This window comes from Nitrosomonas marina (genome assembly GCF_900111605.1).
Taxonomy (GTDB): domain Bacteria; phylum Pseudomonadota; class Gammaproteobacteria; order Burkholderiales; family Nitrosomonadaceae; genus Nitrosomonas; species Nitrosomonas marina_A.
Genome location: NZ_FOIA01000036.1, coordinates 15,088 through 31,475 on the forward strand (window position 1 = coordinate 15,088; position 16,388 = coordinate 31,475).

The 16,388-nt window shown below is 46.5% G+C and carries 13 protein-coding genes; 9 read left to right on the top strand and 4 right to left on the bottom strand.

Going from position 1 to position 16,388, the window contains the following annotated elements:
* Positions 1-149 precede the first annotated feature (149 nt).
* The 6 genes from BMY62_RS13695 to BMY62_RS13725 all read left to right on the top strand — a co-directional run bounded on the left by BMY62_RS13695 (position 150) and on the right by BMY62_RS13725 (position 6,692).
* On the top strand, positions 150-830 hold the full coding sequence (locus BMY62_RS13695) for a response regulator transcription factor (RefSeq protein WP_090661149.1): 681 nt from the start codon (positions 150-152) through the stop codon (positions 828-830).
* Between the two features lie 271 nt (positions 831-1,101).
* On the top strand, positions 1,102-1,965 hold the full coding sequence (locus BMY62_RS13700) for a YfdX family protein (RefSeq protein WP_177170402.1): 864 nt from the start codon (positions 1,102-1,104) through the stop codon (positions 1,963-1,965).
* Between the two features lie 348 nt (positions 1,966-2,313).
* Complete coding sequence (locus tag BMY62_RS13705) at positions 2,314-3,000, top strand: response regulator transcription factor (protein ID WP_090661155.1); 687 nt, start codon at positions 2,314-2,316, stop codon at positions 2,998-3,000.
* A complete protein-coding gene (locus BMY62_RS13710) occupies positions 2,984-4,270 on the top strand; it encodes a sensor histidine kinase (protein WP_090661158.1) in 1,287 nt (428 codons plus the stop codon). The genes BMY62_RS13705 and BMY62_RS13710 overlap by 17 nt, the downstream gene beginning before the upstream one ends.
* Before the next feature lie 471 nt (positions 4,271-4,741).
* Positions 4,742-6,322, top strand: coding sequence for an alginate export family protein (locus BMY62_RS13720; protein WP_256207632.1), 1,581 nt, complete (start codon positions 4,742-4,744; stop codon positions 6,320-6,322).
* Positions 6,323-6,494: 172 nt separating this feature from the next.
* The gene (locus BMY62_RS13725; protein ID WP_090661166.1) at positions 6,495-6,692 is read left to right on the top strand and encodes a hypothetical protein; all 198 of its coding nucleotides are present in this window, start codon (positions 6,495-6,497) and stop codon (positions 6,690-6,692) included.
* Positions 6,693-6,929: 237 nt separating this feature from the next.
* Here BMY62_RS13725 and BMY62_RS13730 read toward each other — a convergent pair whose 3' ends face one another.
* The gene (locus BMY62_RS13730) at positions 6,930-7,889 is read right to left on the bottom strand and encodes an MBL fold metallo-hydrolase (protein ID WP_090661169.1); all 960 of its coding nucleotides are present in this window, start codon (positions 7,887-7,889) and stop codon (positions 6,930-6,932) included.
* Between the two features lie 39 nt (positions 7,890-7,928).
* Complete coding sequence (acs, locus tag BMY62_RS13735; protein ID WP_090661172.1) at positions 7,929-9,896, bottom strand: acetate--CoA ligase; 1,968 nt, start codon at positions 9,894-9,896, stop codon at positions 7,929-7,931.
* Between the two features lie 310 nt (positions 9,897-10,206).
* Between acs and BMY62_RS13740 the strand changes: the two genes are divergently transcribed.
* A complete protein-coding gene (locus BMY62_RS13740) occupies positions 10,207-11,400 on the top strand; it encodes an HD-GYP domain-containing protein (protein ID WP_090661179.1) in 1,194 nt (397 codons plus the stop codon).
* A 10-nt stretch (positions 11,401-11,410) separates the two neighbouring features.
* On the opposite strand, the gene BMY62_RS13745 is transcribed toward BMY62_RS13740, so the two are convergent.
* Positions 11,411-12,871 carry a M17 family metallopeptidase gene (locus tag BMY62_RS13745; protein ID WP_090661183.1) on the bottom strand — a complete coding sequence of 487 codons (1,461 nt, stop codon included), beginning with the start codon at positions 12,869-12,871 and terminating at the stop codon, positions 11,411-11,413.
* 428 nt (positions 12,872-13,299) lie between these two features.
* Between BMY62_RS13745 and BMY62_RS13750 the strand changes: the two genes are divergently transcribed.
* Positions 13,300-14,094, top strand: a complete 795-nt coding sequence (locus tag BMY62_RS13750) for a thymidylate synthase (RefSeq protein WP_090661186.1) — start codon at positions 13,300-13,302, stop codon at positions 14,092-14,094.
* On the top strand, positions 14,091-14,642 hold the full coding sequence (locus BMY62_RS13755) for a dihydrofolate reductase (RefSeq protein ID WP_090661190.1): 552 nt from the start codon (positions 14,091-14,093) through the stop codon (positions 14,640-14,642). The genes BMY62_RS13750 and BMY62_RS13755 overlap by 4 nt, the downstream gene beginning before the upstream one ends.
* Positions 14,643-14,789: 147 nt before the next feature.
* On the opposite strand, the gene BMY62_RS13760 is transcribed toward BMY62_RS13755, so the two are convergent.
* Complete coding sequence (locus BMY62_RS13760) at positions 14,790-15,977, bottom strand: type III PLP-dependent enzyme (RefSeq protein ID WP_371264097.1); 1,188 nt, start codon at positions 15,975-15,977, stop codon at positions 14,790-14,792.
* Positions 15,978-16,388: the final 411 nt, after the last annotated feature.

The window sequence follows — 16,388 nt, forward strand, 5'->3', positions numbered from 1 at the left end:
AATACCGGCAAGGTATGTTTCGCAATTGCATGCACCGATAAGACTGCCAGATACAGCCTGAAGTCAAACATGTTGCGAAGACTGCCCTGTCTGTCATGGGGAGATTTATTGAATTGTTAAAAGATTAAACGGATTTTGTGCGGATAGTTATGAATTTCAAGACAAATGCAAGCGTTCTGATTGTAGGGTGTAACAGGGACATGACAGGCATTCATGAATTTCTGTTTTCCCGGGGTTATGCTGTTGATTCGGTGGACAATACGGTAGCTGGATTCCAAATGGCTGTCAAAAGTATGTACGATGTCGTTATCCTGGACACAGATCCACCCGCTGGTGCAGAACTCTGTCGGCGTATTCGTTGCAATACTGACCGGTATGTGCCGATGTTATTACTGCTTGCCAGAGACTCGCTCGAAAGTAAGCTGGAGGGATTTAATGCGGGGGCGGACGATTGCATGACAAAGCCGGTTTCACTGAGGGAGCTTGCCGCACGTGTGAAATCACTGACCAAACAAATCAATCGTATACCGACTTTTCGCCAGTTGGTTGATGGCGTCTCATCAGATTCAGGTGCATGCGCTGAAAAAACATTTCAGCAAAGTAAACATATCAGGCTGTATACCATTATATTTCAGCTCATTTTGTATCTGATTCAAAATCCGAATCGCATCATCAAACGCGAGGAATTCGAATATGCGGTCTGGAAAAGGCAGTCGTCACGTACGGAAGATAAACTGCGGGTTTCTATGCCTGATCTGCTTCAGATAGTCGAGCATATGCTCGGTCGGTTTCGTGCAAAGCGCGCATGTGTGCGTCATACAGATAAATAAAGAGCAACCAGGCACGGTCGTTCCTTGTTCACGTTTGTTCTCTTCCAGTTGTAGTGTCAGCATGTGGCTGTCATACATTTCCGGCACTGAATGTTATTGTGAGTGACCTGCCAACAGACCCGGCCCGCATGTTTTTTTCACCTGAATGTAATGTTAAATCATATTTAACCACGTTTTGACATGGTGTTGGCATATACCACTGTAAAGTGTAGAACGCGCCTGGAATTTAACTGTTATGGCGCGTACATTTCAAACAACCAGGAGAAATGATATGAGTAAAAAAGCATTTATTTGTGGATCGATTCTGACTCTCATTTTGATGCAACCAGGTACTTTTCTGGCTGCCGGAAGCTCAGAAACTGCGATGATCGGCGAAAAACTGCTGAAACAGCAACAACCTCAGCAATCGTCTCTGGCACTGGCAAATAAGATGATGGGGCATATCAGTCTTGCCAAGTTCGCCATGACAATTAAGATGCCTCGCCAGACGACGCATCAGATAGAGAAAGCCCAGATCTTAAGGGCTATTCTGGTGTCACAGTTACCGGAACCCAGAATAGAAGCCGATTTTAACTATGGCAAGATTGATTACGCAAAAAACGCTCAGGTCAAAGAACATTACGTGCCGGTCGTGGACGATGTATTGCTGATCAGTGATTATGAAGATATCTTTGATTATCTGAAAACGCTGAATGTGCAGGAAACAGACGCGGGGGTTGTCGAGTTGAAAGTTGCAATCAATCTCGATGATATTAAGGATGCTCTTGATAACGCGCTTCAGTTTATAGAGCAAGAAGAATATGATAATGCGCAGCAGACGCTTGCCGCAGCTTTCAGTAGTGCTGTTATCGAAGAAAAAGAAATCAGTGATCCGGTACTTGCGATTTCAGAAAACCTGTCGCTTGCCAAGGCATTTATGAATAACGGGCAATATGAAAAATCACGCTTTACCTTCAAGCATGTCCAGGCGCTCATGAACGATGCGCTTGAGGCCGGTATTGATGAAAGTGTTGTGAATAAATACAGTGGTGAACTGGATGCACTGCAAACGGCGCTCAGAAAAAAAGATCCTTCAATGGCGCGCAGTATTTATGATCATATCGACGAATGGATAAGGGTTGTCAGAAGGCACTGACGCATTGTCGTGCCGGGCACGTACAAAACGCCTCTTGTCCAGAACTGAGCCGGGCAGGCGGTAAAAAAGTAAATAAACCTCTTTTTATTAATATGACTCTAATGACTTGTCCCCAATTAGAGGAATGAGGCGTCTGCAATACTCATTCCTCTTTTATTGCTTGATAGCATACTTCATCTGGTTTTTCTGCATCGAACAGACACCTGTACCATTTTCTGATCGTCTGCCATAATCCCTGTCGTTACCGTCTGGTTACAGTTTTGTTAACATTTTTTTGACAAAAAATTAACATTTTTTTGATATATCAACAAGTAAACTGTCGGCACAGCATAACAGAGGAGTGCGATTATGAATGTGCTGATCATAGAGGATACTCAGGACATTGCTGCAAGTATCTACGATTATCTTGAAAATATGGGATATACCATAGATGCGGCCAGTGATGGAGTAACAGGTTTGCATCTTGCGGTTACCAAGGAGTATGACATTGTTATCCTTGATCTGAATTTGCCTGGTATTGATGGTGTCGATCTTTGCCGCCGTATACGCCGGGATGCCCAGAAAGTTGTTCCGGTATTGATGCTGACATCAAGAGATTCACTCGATAATAAGCTGGAAGGCTTTCATTCAGGCGCTGACGACTACATGACAAAACCTTTCTGTCTGAAAGAACTTGCAGCGCGCGTAAAAGTGCTGTCAGAGCGTGGCAAACGTCTGCCAGATTCACAGTTGATGGTTGGAGACCTTGTTCTGGACACACATACGCATAAGGTTTCCCGCGCAGGCAGACAGATTAATCTGAATCCGAAACTTTTCCGGATAATACTGTATTTCATGCAGAATCCGCATCGCGTGATTGAACGCGAAGAACTTGAATATGCAGTCTGGCGTGATAATCCACCCGATAGCGACTCATTACGTACCCATCTTTGTCATTTGCGTCAGGTGATCGATAAGCCGTTTGACCAGCCCTTGCTGCACACAGTCAGGGGTTTTGGCTACAAGCTTACTGACGAATATGCAGAAAACGACTAATCGCATTGCGCGGCGCATTACTTTTGCTTTTCTGTCATTTGGTGTTGTGATAACACTGGTACTGGGTTTAAGTCTGATCGTCGCATTCAAGACTATCGTAGCCAGTATGCTGGACGATATACTGTACGCCGAACTCAAGCATTTTCGGGAGCAGACGCCAAACATGCTGGACCCTGGCTATTTCCGCTCCCGAACAACGAGTATCTATATTTCCCCGCTCAGCGAGACATATAACTTACCTGCGCATGTGCGCGATCTTGATCAGGGTATTTATGACCTGACTTATAAGCACCGGGATTACCGCGTTCTGGTTGAACATATCAATGGCATCCGTTATGTGGTGAAATTCGACGATACAAACATTCATGAACTGGAAAGTGAATTCGTTATTCTTGTCTGGCTATGCTCGATTGTTGTTCTGGTATTTGCCCTTGCGATAGGCTGGAGGATTTCACACGGCATTGTCCAGCCGATAAAGCAGCTGGCTGATCAGGTGATTACGTTTAAAAATAAACCGGACGAATCTGTGCAATTATCCGGGTTCAGCGATGACGAAATAGGTGATCTTGCTCATGAGGTGCAGCATTATCATAATCAATTAAGACTTTTGTTAATTCGCGAGAAGGAGTTTGCAAGTAACGTGAGTCATGAATTGCGTACCCCGATTACCAGTATCAGCCTGGCTGTTGAGATCCTGTCTTCAAATACCAATCTGCCGACCAGGGAACGTGAACGGATTGGACGGATACAGCGCGCAATCAACGAAATGATCGAATTGATTGAAACTTTTTTAGTGCTGGCGCGCATTCACAATGAATCGGATGAAGACTGTCATCCCCGTAAAATGGGAACGATCGTTCGAAAAGTGATTGAGCAGCAACGGGTCTGGCTGGGCGACAAACCGGTTGAAGTGCATGTCATAGAGAAAGCCTTATTAAAGGTTTCAGCACCTTCGGGCATCCTTGACGTTTTGGTGGCCAATCTCGTTCGCAACGCTTTCCGTTATACGGAACAGGGAAGCATTAAAGTGGTCCTGACATCCGACCGGCTTACAGTTGTGGATACAGGTGTTGGTATCGATGCATTGACGCAGGCCCAGATCTTCAAGTGTTACGTAAAAAAAGACGAATGTGATCCGAATAAAGTTGGTCTGGGACTCATGATTGTCTATCGAATTTGTGAGCGCTATGGCTGGCATGTTTCTTTTGAAAGTATCAAAAATCAGGGCTCCGAATTTACCGTGTGGTTTCAGCATCAGTCGCCGGTTTAACCGCTTTCACTTTAAATCAGGTCGCAACCGTAGTGCGTATGTAACGACTGAAATCACGAAGATCAAGAAAAACACAAATAGTATTAGCTATTCATCCTTTTTTAACCTTGTTTTAACAATCCCATTACAACCACGCAGGTAGTATCACTGCAAAAACTCAATTCGCCGGGACGTATAGTCCTGATGGTCTGGTGCATTTTTCATTATTTATTTCGAAATGCAATTTTTAGAATACCGCGACAATCAGAGGGAGGAAAATTGATGTTAAAAAAAATTGACAGTAATTTAATTGTTCACTTAATCGGGTGGTTGTCATCTGAGGTTTGTAAAAAGTTGACGCAACTGTTTCCAATAAAACAAAAAAATTGCTATAAATTTCCAATTGCGGGATATGGCATTGCGCATGATGTTAAATCAATTTGCTGGTATAACTGTCGGTTGATTTTCCGATTGTGCACAGTTTGCGCTGTAATGACGAGTTTGGTTTTATCACGCTGCCGCATTTCTCGTAATAGAACAGACTGCAACAATACATCTATACCGGAAAACATGCTGATACCGGGTTTGGCGCTTTGTATTGCGGCATTTATCGGCCTGAATGCCGGTAGTGCAATCGCAGAGGAAAAATCAGAACCAAGAATAAATGTCGAGCAGTTGAAAAAAAAGGCGGTTGAATCAGATAAAAATTACATACTGCGCAACGTTCAGGAGCCGGATGATGATGCCGGAACAAAAGGTTATTTGGTTGGAGATACAGGTCATTTCCCGGGTGATTTTGATAATTTAACCCGGTTAATGGAATCCCACCAGAATCCGCTTTCCGCCATTACGCCTGACTGGCTCGATCTGGCTATAGAGCACCGCACGCGCTATGAGGCGTTTGACCATGGTTTCACAAGCGCAATCCCTGACAGCAGCGACAATCAGCAAATACACCAGCGTACGCGATTTCTGTTCGAAATAAACCGAAAAGATCCGTTGTCGTTTACATTTGAATTGACGGATATGCGTGCGCCGCTTGCAGAGTACGGGCAGGCTGGATCGCCGGTTTTTGCCAATCACTTTGATTTTACCCAGTTGCATATCGACATGAAAACTGAAAATTTTTTCAGAACCGGTCTGCCCGGAAAACTTGAGGTCGGGCGCATGGTGATGGATTTTGGGGAAGGACGCCTGATCGCAGGACACCGTTTCGGTACCTTGACGCCGACATTCGATGGTGTGCAGTTGACAGTCGGCTCGGAGATCAAGGGTTGGGGACTCAGGATGTTCGGAACGTCGCCTGTCAACCGAAAAGCAACGGAGCTGGATGACTTCTCTCCGGTTACCTTCTTTTCCGGAGCGCAAATCACCAATCGCGATATTGCCTGGGCCAATGTAGACATGTATTTCTTTCAATTGAACGAAGGGAACAAGCTCAGAAAACGCAATATTTCCACACCCGGATTCCGGCTATTTTCTCAACCGACACCAGGTTATTTCGACTATGAAATCGAATCGATGTATCAATTCGGAGAAGTCAATGAAGCCCACTATTTTGCACACCGGCATCACGGCGAAATAGGGTATAGCTTTAACACCTCAATGCCACTGAGACTGATTTACCTGGTTGACTATGCATCGGGTGACCCCGATCCAAATAAAAACTTCGATTTTCTGTTTGCAAAACGCCGCGTGGAATACGGTCCGACCGGTATCCTGGGCGTATTTTTTCCGTCAAATATCTTCTCGCCCGCCGGAATACGTATGACGGTTTCGCCGACCCCGACCGTCAGCTTCATGATGTCCCACCGCGCATTCTGGCTTGCGGATAAGAAAGGTGCATTTGTAGGTACCGGCCTGCAGGATACAACCGGTCAGGCAGGCAGTTTCATAGGGAATCTGTTTGATCTGAATCTCAGATGGAATCCCAAGTTCAGTTACTGGAAACGGATGAGTTTTGATATCGGTTACACGCATTTATTCAAAGGTAATTATTTTGATAAAGTGCCTGATGGACCGGGCAGCAGGGATACCAACTATGGATATACACAAGTGACTTTTAAATTTTAATCTGTTGTGCTTGTCGAGATCCGTGCAAATCTTAATGAATCATGTATTCAATGGACCGCAAGCTGAATTCTGATTATTTTGAATTCAACTGGCTTTGCGGAACGGTACGGTGAACAGATGCTTCAAAAAAGCCCCGGTACATCATTGAGGACCTGGTAAGGAAGGAAGGTCGATGAAAGGATGTATGAGCAATAATGCACCGGGGTTCAGCATAACGCCAGATGTTCCTGCCATCCGACTACGCATGCAGGCATGCGCTGGCGGGTGCGGTGAAACGTTTGATACGTTACCAAATAAAGGGCATTCTACGAATGCGAAGCCAGTATACCTGTTGTCCGCATTTTGTGCAAATGATTATGATTATCATTAAATATTTTATAGTAAAGCTTTTGTTGTTCACTATCTAACGATTCTGCCTTCGTTTTGGCATCAATCGAGTCAGCCTTGAGACCACATTCCTGACCGGTTATTTTTCAACTGTTTTCAGGACAAAACATCCGGTAAATGCGTGCACTGATAGATCCCTTGCCTGTTCAAAGTGAAACCGCGCGAACAGAATTGCGCCCAATATCCGATAAACCAGTTTGTGCATACGCACAGATGATTGTTATTGCGTGTGGTCGAGCCAGTATTCAAGGCCTTGTGTATTTAAGTTAATGTCGGAGCTGATCAAGGCTGTGATATCGTTTTCAGGCAATCGGCAGCCATGTTCACGAATTCGCTGTAACAGTAATGATTGCAATGCGCAGGAAATAGCGGTGAATCTATCATCGCCGTCGTGTGATCCGGATTGTGCACTGCGGGCTACTTCCACATGGGCGTCAATCAAACTATGCATGTTTTCGGCATGATGGTGCAGATGACTAATGCGGCTGTAATGCGTGAGAAATGCGTATTCCGGTTTATATCGCATGATTCGATCCAGCGATGCATGTGCGGCAGCAGGATCAAACTGTACTGGTGTGGTGGTTGGAAAGACAAATTCCATGCCGTTGACGTCAAGCTCACGGTAGGATACACCGAATGTATCTCCCGTGAAAAATGCATTACTGTGTTCATCAAAAATACAGTTATGATGGCGCGCATGACCGGGTGTGTCGATAAACAGTAGTGGGCGTCCATTCAGTTCGATGCGGCTTTCATCAGGCGCTTCGATGATACGCCGTTTGTCGATAGGGTGGATTTCACCATATACGCGCCTGAATTCCGTTTCGCCGTAGACTGCTATTGCACCGGCGACAAGTTTTTCCGGGTCGGCCATATGCCGCGCGCCGCGAGGATGCACAACCAGTTGAGCATTTGGAAAGCACCGCATGCACTCGCTGGCCCCACCTGCGTGATCGAGATGGATATGTGTGAGAATGATATAGTCAACATCTTCGATGGACAGATTTTTTTCTTTGAGCACACTGATCACGCCGGAGATGGAAGATGTTGTACCAGTATCGATAAGCGCCATTTTGCCGTTTTCAACGATCAGGTGAATGGCGGCACGCCCGGGTCGGTGAAACTGCGCGTCAATGGCGCTGATGCCATGTGTATAATCGGTTGCGAGTGATAAGGTCATATTGGTTATGTCTAGATTGTGCAAGTGTTGTAGCCGGAGTTAATGCGCCTGCCGTAATTGTTCAAGAATTGCAGGGTTTTCAAGGGTTGAAACATCCTGGGTAATTTCCTCGTCCTTGGCCAGCGTGCGTAAGAGGCGGCGCATGATTTTGCCGGATCTGGTTTTGGGCAGATTTTCACCGAAGCGAATTTCTTCAGGCTTTGCTATCGGTCCAATTTCACGCGCAACCCACTCACGCAATTCAGTGACAATCCGGACTTTGTCTTTTTCCTGAGGAAAATCACCTTTTAACACGACGAAAGCAATAATGGCTTCTCCCTTGACTTCATGCGGCTTCCCGACAACTGCTGCTTCAGCAACCAAAGGATTGGCGACGAGTGCGGATTCAATTTCCATAGTGCCCAGACGGTGGCCGGAAACGTTGAGCACATCGTCGACCCGCCCCATGATCCAGAAATAGCCTTCGCTATCGCGGTGGGCGGAGTCGCCTGCTAAGTAATATTGGCCGCCGGCAACTTCCTGTGGAAAGTAAGCTTTCTTGAAGCGGTCCGGGTCTTTCCACAGCGTACGGATCTGTGACGGAAAAGGTTTCTTGATAACCAGAAAACCGCCTTTGCCAAGTTCAACCTCATGACCGCTCTCGTCAACAATTGCCGCAAAAATGCCGGGCAGCGGTAAGGTGCAGGAACCTGGCTTGAGTGGCAATGCCCCGGGTAGTGGCGCGATCATATGACTTCCGGTTTCTGTTTGCCACCAGGTATCGACAATAGGGCAACGTGAACGACCGACTTTCTCATAAAACCACATCCACGCTTCGGGGTTTATGGGTTCGCCAACGGAGCCGAGCAATCGCAGCGAAGTCAACTGGTATTGCTCGGGTAGATCACCGCCCAACTTGATTAGTGAACGTATTGCAGTTGGTGCGGTATAAAATGTGGTGACTTGATGTCTGTCGATCATTTCCCAGAATCTGCCGGGATGCGGGTAGGTCGGAATGCCTTCAAAGATGATCTGCGTTGCACCAATGGCAAGCGGACCGTAGGTCACATAGCTATGACCGGTGATCCAGCCGACATCTGCGGTACACCAGAAAATATCCGATGGTTTGTAATCAAAAACCCATTCCATACTGACCATGGTGCCAAGCAGATAACCTGCGCTGGAATGCTGTACGCCTTTAGGTTTGCCTGTTGAGCCTGATGTATACAGTGTAAACAACGGGTGTTCGGCGTTCACCCACACCGGTTCACAGTCGGTGCCTGTATGCTGCATGATTTCATGCCACCAGACATCGCGTGGCGGGTCAAACGGTACTTCACAGCCCGAGCGTCGATATACGATAACAGTTTTGACTGATTCGGTATTACCCATATTCAGTGCTTCATCTACGGTAGCCTTGAGCGCATGATGCTTGCCGCCGCGAACTTGTTCGTCAGCGGTGATAACCGCTTTTGCGCCGGCATCCACGATGCGTTCGTGCAGGCTCTTGGATGAGAACCCGCCAAATACCACTGAATGAATCACGCCAATACGAGCACAGGCCTGCATGGCCACGACAGCCTCGATGCGCATCGGCATGTAAATTACAACACGGTCTCCTTTGGAGATATTGTGCGTTTTTAGAGCGTTAGCCAGCTTGCAGACTTGCTGATGAAGCTCGCGATATGTTGCGCGAATGACTTCACCGTCGTCTGATTCAAAGATAATCGCGGTTTTATCGGGCTGTGTACTCAAATGACGATCCAGACAGTTGTACGAAACGTTTATCTCGCCATCCGAGAACCATTTGTAAAAAGGTGGATCGCTGTCATCCAGTATTTGCGTAAATGGTTTGTGCCAAAGAATATGTTTTCTGGCTTGTTGCGCCCAGAATGCCTGGAAATCCGTTTCAGCCTCGTTACACAGTTTTTGATAATCTTTTGGCCCGGATACATTCGCAAGCTGGACGAATTCAGGGCTCGGTGGAAAAATGCGCGATTCATTCAAAACGGATTCAATAGTTGCCATGGGAAAACTCCGGTAAAGTGTATTGTCTCGGATTTAAATCGGATTATCTGGTTATTTCTGATTATTAAAATATCAAAATATTAATAAAATATGTGAAGCCAGATTACTGGTTTTATAAGAAGCACTAAGAGAATTGTACCACTGACATACATAAATTATGTGGGCTTGGCCGCCCGGTTTATATTATTGTATTGGACTTTCGTGAGTACCTGATTTGTTAACCCTTGTGATGCGACATAAAAATTGTTAGTTTTTGGAATGAGTTTATTTTGCGAATTACATCTTCACTCATAAGCATGTTTCATAACTTATGCTAAAGAAAATTCATGTGACAGACGCAAGGCTGGGAATGTACATTCATAAGATATGCGGAAAATGGATGGAGCATCCTTTCTGGAAGCAATCGTTTTTGTTGTCGGAACAGGCGGATCTGGAGAAGCTGACCAGTTGTGGCGTCAGGGAACTCTGGATTGATACCGTTAAAGGACTGGATGTTGTCACGGCGCTACCCGAAGCGACATCTGCTGAGCCAGTAAATAATTCTCCCGCCAAGGCTGCGCCAGTTGTCAGGAAGGTGGAAAAGGTATCACTTGAAGAAGAAATGCAAGCTGCCCGTAACATCCACACTAGAACCAAACAAGCAGTGACTGCGATGTTCAGCGAAGTGCGTATGGGTAAGGCGGTTCAAGTGGACGAGGCGGTTGTTCTGGTGGATGAAATCAATCAGTCGATGCAGCGCAACAGCAATGCAATGCTCAGCCTGGTCAGGTTGAAAACTGCGGATGAATATACTTACTTACACTCGGTTGCCGTATGCGTGCTGATGGTCGCGCTGGGTAGACAGCTGGGAATACGTGGCGAAGAGCTTAATCAGGTTGGAGTAGCCGGATTATTGCACGATATCGGTAAAATGACCGTCCCCATCGCTGTGCTTAACAAGCCTGGTAAACTGACAGATAAGGAATTTGATGTTGTCAAGGACCACCCTCGTCGCGGGTGGGAAATACTTAAAACAGTTTATCAGGTAAACGAGCCCGCGCTGGATGTATGCCTGCATCATCATGAACGCATGGACGGACAGGGTTACCCGGACAGGCTGTCAGCAGACAATCTGTCACTGTATGCACGTATGGGCGCTGTTTGCGATGTATACGATGCGATAACCTCTGAGCGCTGCTACAAAGCGGGATGGGAGCCAGCAGAAGCCATAAAAAAAATGGCCGCCTGGCGAGACGGCCATTTTGATGAGAATGTGTTTCGTGCATTTGTTAAAACAATCGGCATTTACCCCAACGGTTCGTTAGTAAAACTGAAATCCGACAGGCTGGGGGTAGTCATCGAACAATCTGAAAAAAGTCTTGTTACACCGCTGGTCAAAGTGTTTTTTTCGATTCGTCATAATGCGCATATTCCCGTGGAGATCATTGACCTGTCAAAAACGACGGATAGTATTGTAAGCGTCGAAAATTTGCAACAATGGAAGCTTGACCTGGAAAAAATCTAGCAGCAGTCGGTTACAGTTGTTTGAGTAATTCGATTGCCCAATTCACGCCGAAACCGGTTACATCACTGCCCACGGCACCAAGTCCGTCTTTGTGGTTGCTGGCTGATAAATCCATATGAATCCAGGGTGTGTCGTTAATGAATCGACTGAGAAAACGTGCTGCAAGGATATGATCATATTCACCGCCCAGCGTACATTGTTTGACATCCGCGATATCGCTTTCCAGTTCGTCATCATAATCAGCGTCCACCGGAAAACTGCAAACGCGCTCGCCACTTTTGTTGCCTGCCGACACTGCTTTCTGCACCAGATTTTCGCGATTGCTGAATACACCGCTATAACGCGATCCAAGCGCGGTGTGCATGCTGCCGGTCAATGTTGCAAAATCGATGATGATTTCGGGTTTTTGTTTCGCGGCCAGCGTCAGTGTGTCGGCCAGAACCATTCTTCCTTCAGCATCGGTATGGATGATTTCGATTGTCTGGCCATTTAATGCGGTGATGACATCATTCTGTTTGTATGCACGCGGGCTGATATGGTTTTGCGCAATAGCCAGCCAGCAGTCAATATCAAAAGGCATGTCAACGCGTGTTGCAGCCAGCAGAATTCCGAGCGCGACAGCGGAACCATTCATGTCCTCGTGCATGCCCAGCATATGGCGTGGCGGTTTCAGGTTGTGACCGCCGGTATCGTAACAAATCCCTTTTCCAACCAGAGCAATACGTTTCTGGTTGCTTTTATTGCTGCCCGAAAAATGTAAGTGGACTATCGCCGCATCTTCGGTGTCACTGCCCTGTGCAACCGCCGAAAAAGCGCCGGCGCCCATTTCTTTGAGCGTGCTGGATGTATAGGCTTCATACATCCATCCTTCGTTTTCTGCCAGCTTCTTGATTTGTTCGCAATAGGTTTTTGGCGTCAATTCATTGGGCGGCAGAACAGTCAGCCCGCGTGCCAGCAGATTGCCTTCAGCGAGGGCACGCTGCATATTGAAATTGTCAGTATCTTTATATCCATGCAGATAAATATGAGTGAGTGACGTTCTTTCAGGTTTCTGCTTGCGTACAGGCAATGCAGCACCATTAACCCAGGCTGTATACAGCGCGATATCGGCAAAATAACGTAGCTGGCTGTTGTTACCGTAAATGGCAAGATGCAGTTCTTCGGGGTTTTCGTTCAGCAGTTGATGAGTGGCCTTGCGTACGGCTGTCTGCTGTTCAAATACTGATTTTCCGGCATCAATCATGACCCAGGAACAGAGTGCGCCGGTTCCCAGGTTTGCGCTGACCGGAGTCTCGCTGATTTTGCTCAGCTTTATCTGGCGGCGTTCCAGTAATTGATTGAGCGTATCTGCGCCTGGAATGGCATATTTCTTCGGAAGCCTTTCCAGCTTTGGCAGGATGACCAGTATATGGGATGCTGTAGTGGTGTTCGGATCAAATGAAGAAGAGCTCTGGATAAGTGTTGCCAGCATTGATTGCTTTCCTGTTGTAAATGAAATGGTGCATGATGTGATGGGCCGCCATATGGAGTGATTTACATACTGTTTATGCGTCTGAACGCCCGTACCTGCCTGAACAGTATATGTGGTAATTCCGGGTTACGGGAGTTGAAAAACAATGTACGGTAATGAACAAAAAGGTATGTAACATTCAAGCCGTTTGTAATGTATGTCCTTTATCTGGGTTTGCAGCAGTTTGGCAAATCGTTCTAAATACGTATGATTAATACCACGTTGCGGATGCTTCTTTAATCTTTATGCGCCGCTTCTGTGGACGGCAGTGCTATCGCGGTTGGAAGTGGTATTATAGTATGCTTAATATATTATGTCTGTAATTTACCTGTTTAAATATATAGCGTATATAGCGATGGCTGATAACTCATCGATTTTCTTATAAGCGTATGCGGCAATATCTTCAATTGATGCGGTATATTCTGGCGCATGGCCATAAAAAAACAGACCGTACTGGTACTGGAACACTCTCAGTGTTCGGTTACCAGATGCGTTTTGATTTGAATGACGGTTTTCCGCTGGTGACAACCAAGCAATGCCATTTAAAGTCGATTATTCATGAATTATTGTGGTTTTTAAAAGGCGATACCAATATTCGCTATTTGAATGCGAATGGCGTTTCCATTTGGGATGAATGGGCTGATGAAAATGGCGATCTGGGCCCGATTTATGGTCGTCAGTGGCGTGCATGGGCGGGGTCGGATGGAAAAACTGTCGATCAGATCCAGCAGGTCATCAGTCAAATCAGGCATACCCCCGACTCCCGGCGTATGATTGTCTCGGCCTGGAATGCAGGCGATCTCGATAAAATGCACTTGCCGCCATGTCATGCCATGTTTCAGTTTTATGTGGTGAATGGAAAGCTGTCATGCCAGCTTTATCAACGAAGTGCAGATGTGTTTCTGGGTGTGCCGTTTAATATAGCGTCATATGCCTTGTTGACTATGATGATCGCCCGGGTGTGTGAACTGCAGCCAGGCGAGTTTGTGCATACGCTCGGGGACGCCCATCTTTATCTTAATCATCTCGAACAAACACAGGAACAATTGACCCGCAAACCGAGGCCATTGCCCCAGATGCAATTGAATCCGTCAGTAAATGATCTATTTGATTTCAGATATGAAGATTTTGTGCTGAAGAATTACCATCCTCATCCGCCAATCAAGGCGCCCGTGGCGGTATGAAGGTTTCCCGTTTATCCATTCTGGCAGCCGTGTCGAAAAACCGGGTTATTGGAAGAGACAATGCACTGCCCTGGTATTTGCCGGAAGATCTGAAGCATTTCAAGTCATTGACGATGGGACATGCCATCATTATGGGCCGAAAGACCTTTGAATCCATTGGCCGGCCGTTACCCGGCCGGATTAATATTGTCGTGACAAAACAGACAGATTTTCATGCGGATAACACTATAGTTGTGCATTCACTGAATGAAGCAATAAACGCCGTCAGTTCGGGTGGTAACACAGCGGACGATTGTGAATGTTTTGTGATCGGTGGCGCAGAACTTTACCGGCAGACCATTGCATTATCGCAGCGCATGTATCTTACCGAGATCCGACGGGCTTATGATGGCGATACCTATTTCCCTGATTTTGATCGCAGTGAATGGCGTGAACTGTCACGGGAGCGGCATTTCTCGCCCGATAAAGCACCTAGTGAGCTGCCGCTTGAGTATCATTTCGTGATTCTGGAACGCATACCGGCAAAGCCGACACAATCTTTAGTGTAGTTGGTTAAGGTGAATCCGGCGAAGATAACAGATTTGTGATTTCTGTTACTTCACCGGAATATTGAACGATTGTGTTACAGGATGTGCTTCCAGTAGCCGCAGAAAGCAATTACTGGATCAGTGACACGGGGCTGATTACGTACACAGTCAGCTGTTTACCACATGCACGTCGGGCAATGGAAAGCCGTTGAAATTGCTCGCATAGGCCGTTGTATATGCCCCGGTGTTGGGAATGTAGATCAGGTCTCCCTCCTGGATGTCGGCTGGCAGCATGACATCACGCATCAGGATATCCACCGAGTCACACGTGGGTCCTGCAATAGACCATGGCACGCAGTTACCGGAGCGATCGCTCAGTATTTCATAATTAAGGCCTTCGGTGATTTCAATCATTCCGCCGAACATGCCCGCGTCCCAATACATCCAGCGCTTTTCGCTGCGAGTTGCGGTGCCCACGACCTGACAGATAAAGTAGGCTGAATCAGAAACCAGATAGCGGCCGGGTTCGGCGATGATTTGAATGTGTTCGGGTAATTCGGCAATTGCTTCATTGACGACGGAGGCGATGATTTCAATAGAAGGAATCGGTTTCAAATGGCGCACCGGATAGCCGCCGCCAATATTCAGCAAGCGAGGATCAAGGCCCGCTTTGCGCATTTCGCCAAATACACTGATAGCCCGCTCGATGCCGACGCGCCAGTTTTGAGGATTGCGACATTGTGAGCCTACGTGAAATGTAACACCGGCAAGATCGGCTTTCAGTCGGGCAGCTTCCTGAATGATGTGCGCGATGTCGGCCAGGTGCGTTCCAAACTTTCCGGCCAGCGGCCAGTCGCTGCCGATATTGGGTGTGTCGATGCGCAGATACAGTTTGGCGTCGGCCTTGACGCTATTTATTTTCTGCAATTCCTCAATACTGTCAATTACATACCATTCAACTCCCTTGCTGGCTGCATAGTTCAGATAGGCTCGGGATTTCATTGGATTACTGTAAAAAATTTCAGCCGCGGGCACGCCCAGTTCAAGTAATAAATCGAGTTCGGCTATTGAAGCGATTTCAAATCCCGCACCTTCTTCGATGAGCGCTTGCAAGACGCGCCGGTCAGGATTTGCCTTGACTGCATAATGCGGTCGCACGCGTGGCATGGCGGCTTGAAATCGTCGGGCTTTCTGTCGAACGATATTCAAATCGACCAGCAAAAATGGCTTGTCGTAACCCTGTGACAGTCTTTCTCGTACATGGTTGAAATCCAGGCTGGTTTCGGGATGGGTGTCGAACAGTACTTCAGGTTGGGCTTGCTGCTGAAATGCAGCGGTAGAGATCGGTATGAGCATGAGTTTATTCCTTCTAAGAAAGCTACGTAACAGGGATGAGTATGGCTGTAAGTTCGATTGAGATAAAAGTGCTATGTTTTGAAATCATGATTTTCCTCTTGTCGTTACTGAAAAGTGCCGCATTATAATCTGCATTTTTTTGAAATCAAGCTTTTTTTAATGATCGCTTGACAGCTTATTTTATTTAAAGTTCATCATCGGTTCGAAATGGTACGAATTTACTCACAGTTGAAGCGGATTAGCCAAGCGTGGATTTGCGCCAGAGCTGCTCCGGATATTGTAATAAAGCCTTCAATTACTGTGTCAGTTTTTACTAAAGGGCATATCTAAAAATTGCGATTACAAAACGAAGCAAGTCTGGAAGTGAAGTTATTTTTCCTGGTTAGTGTATAATAACATTTTGTTTATTAT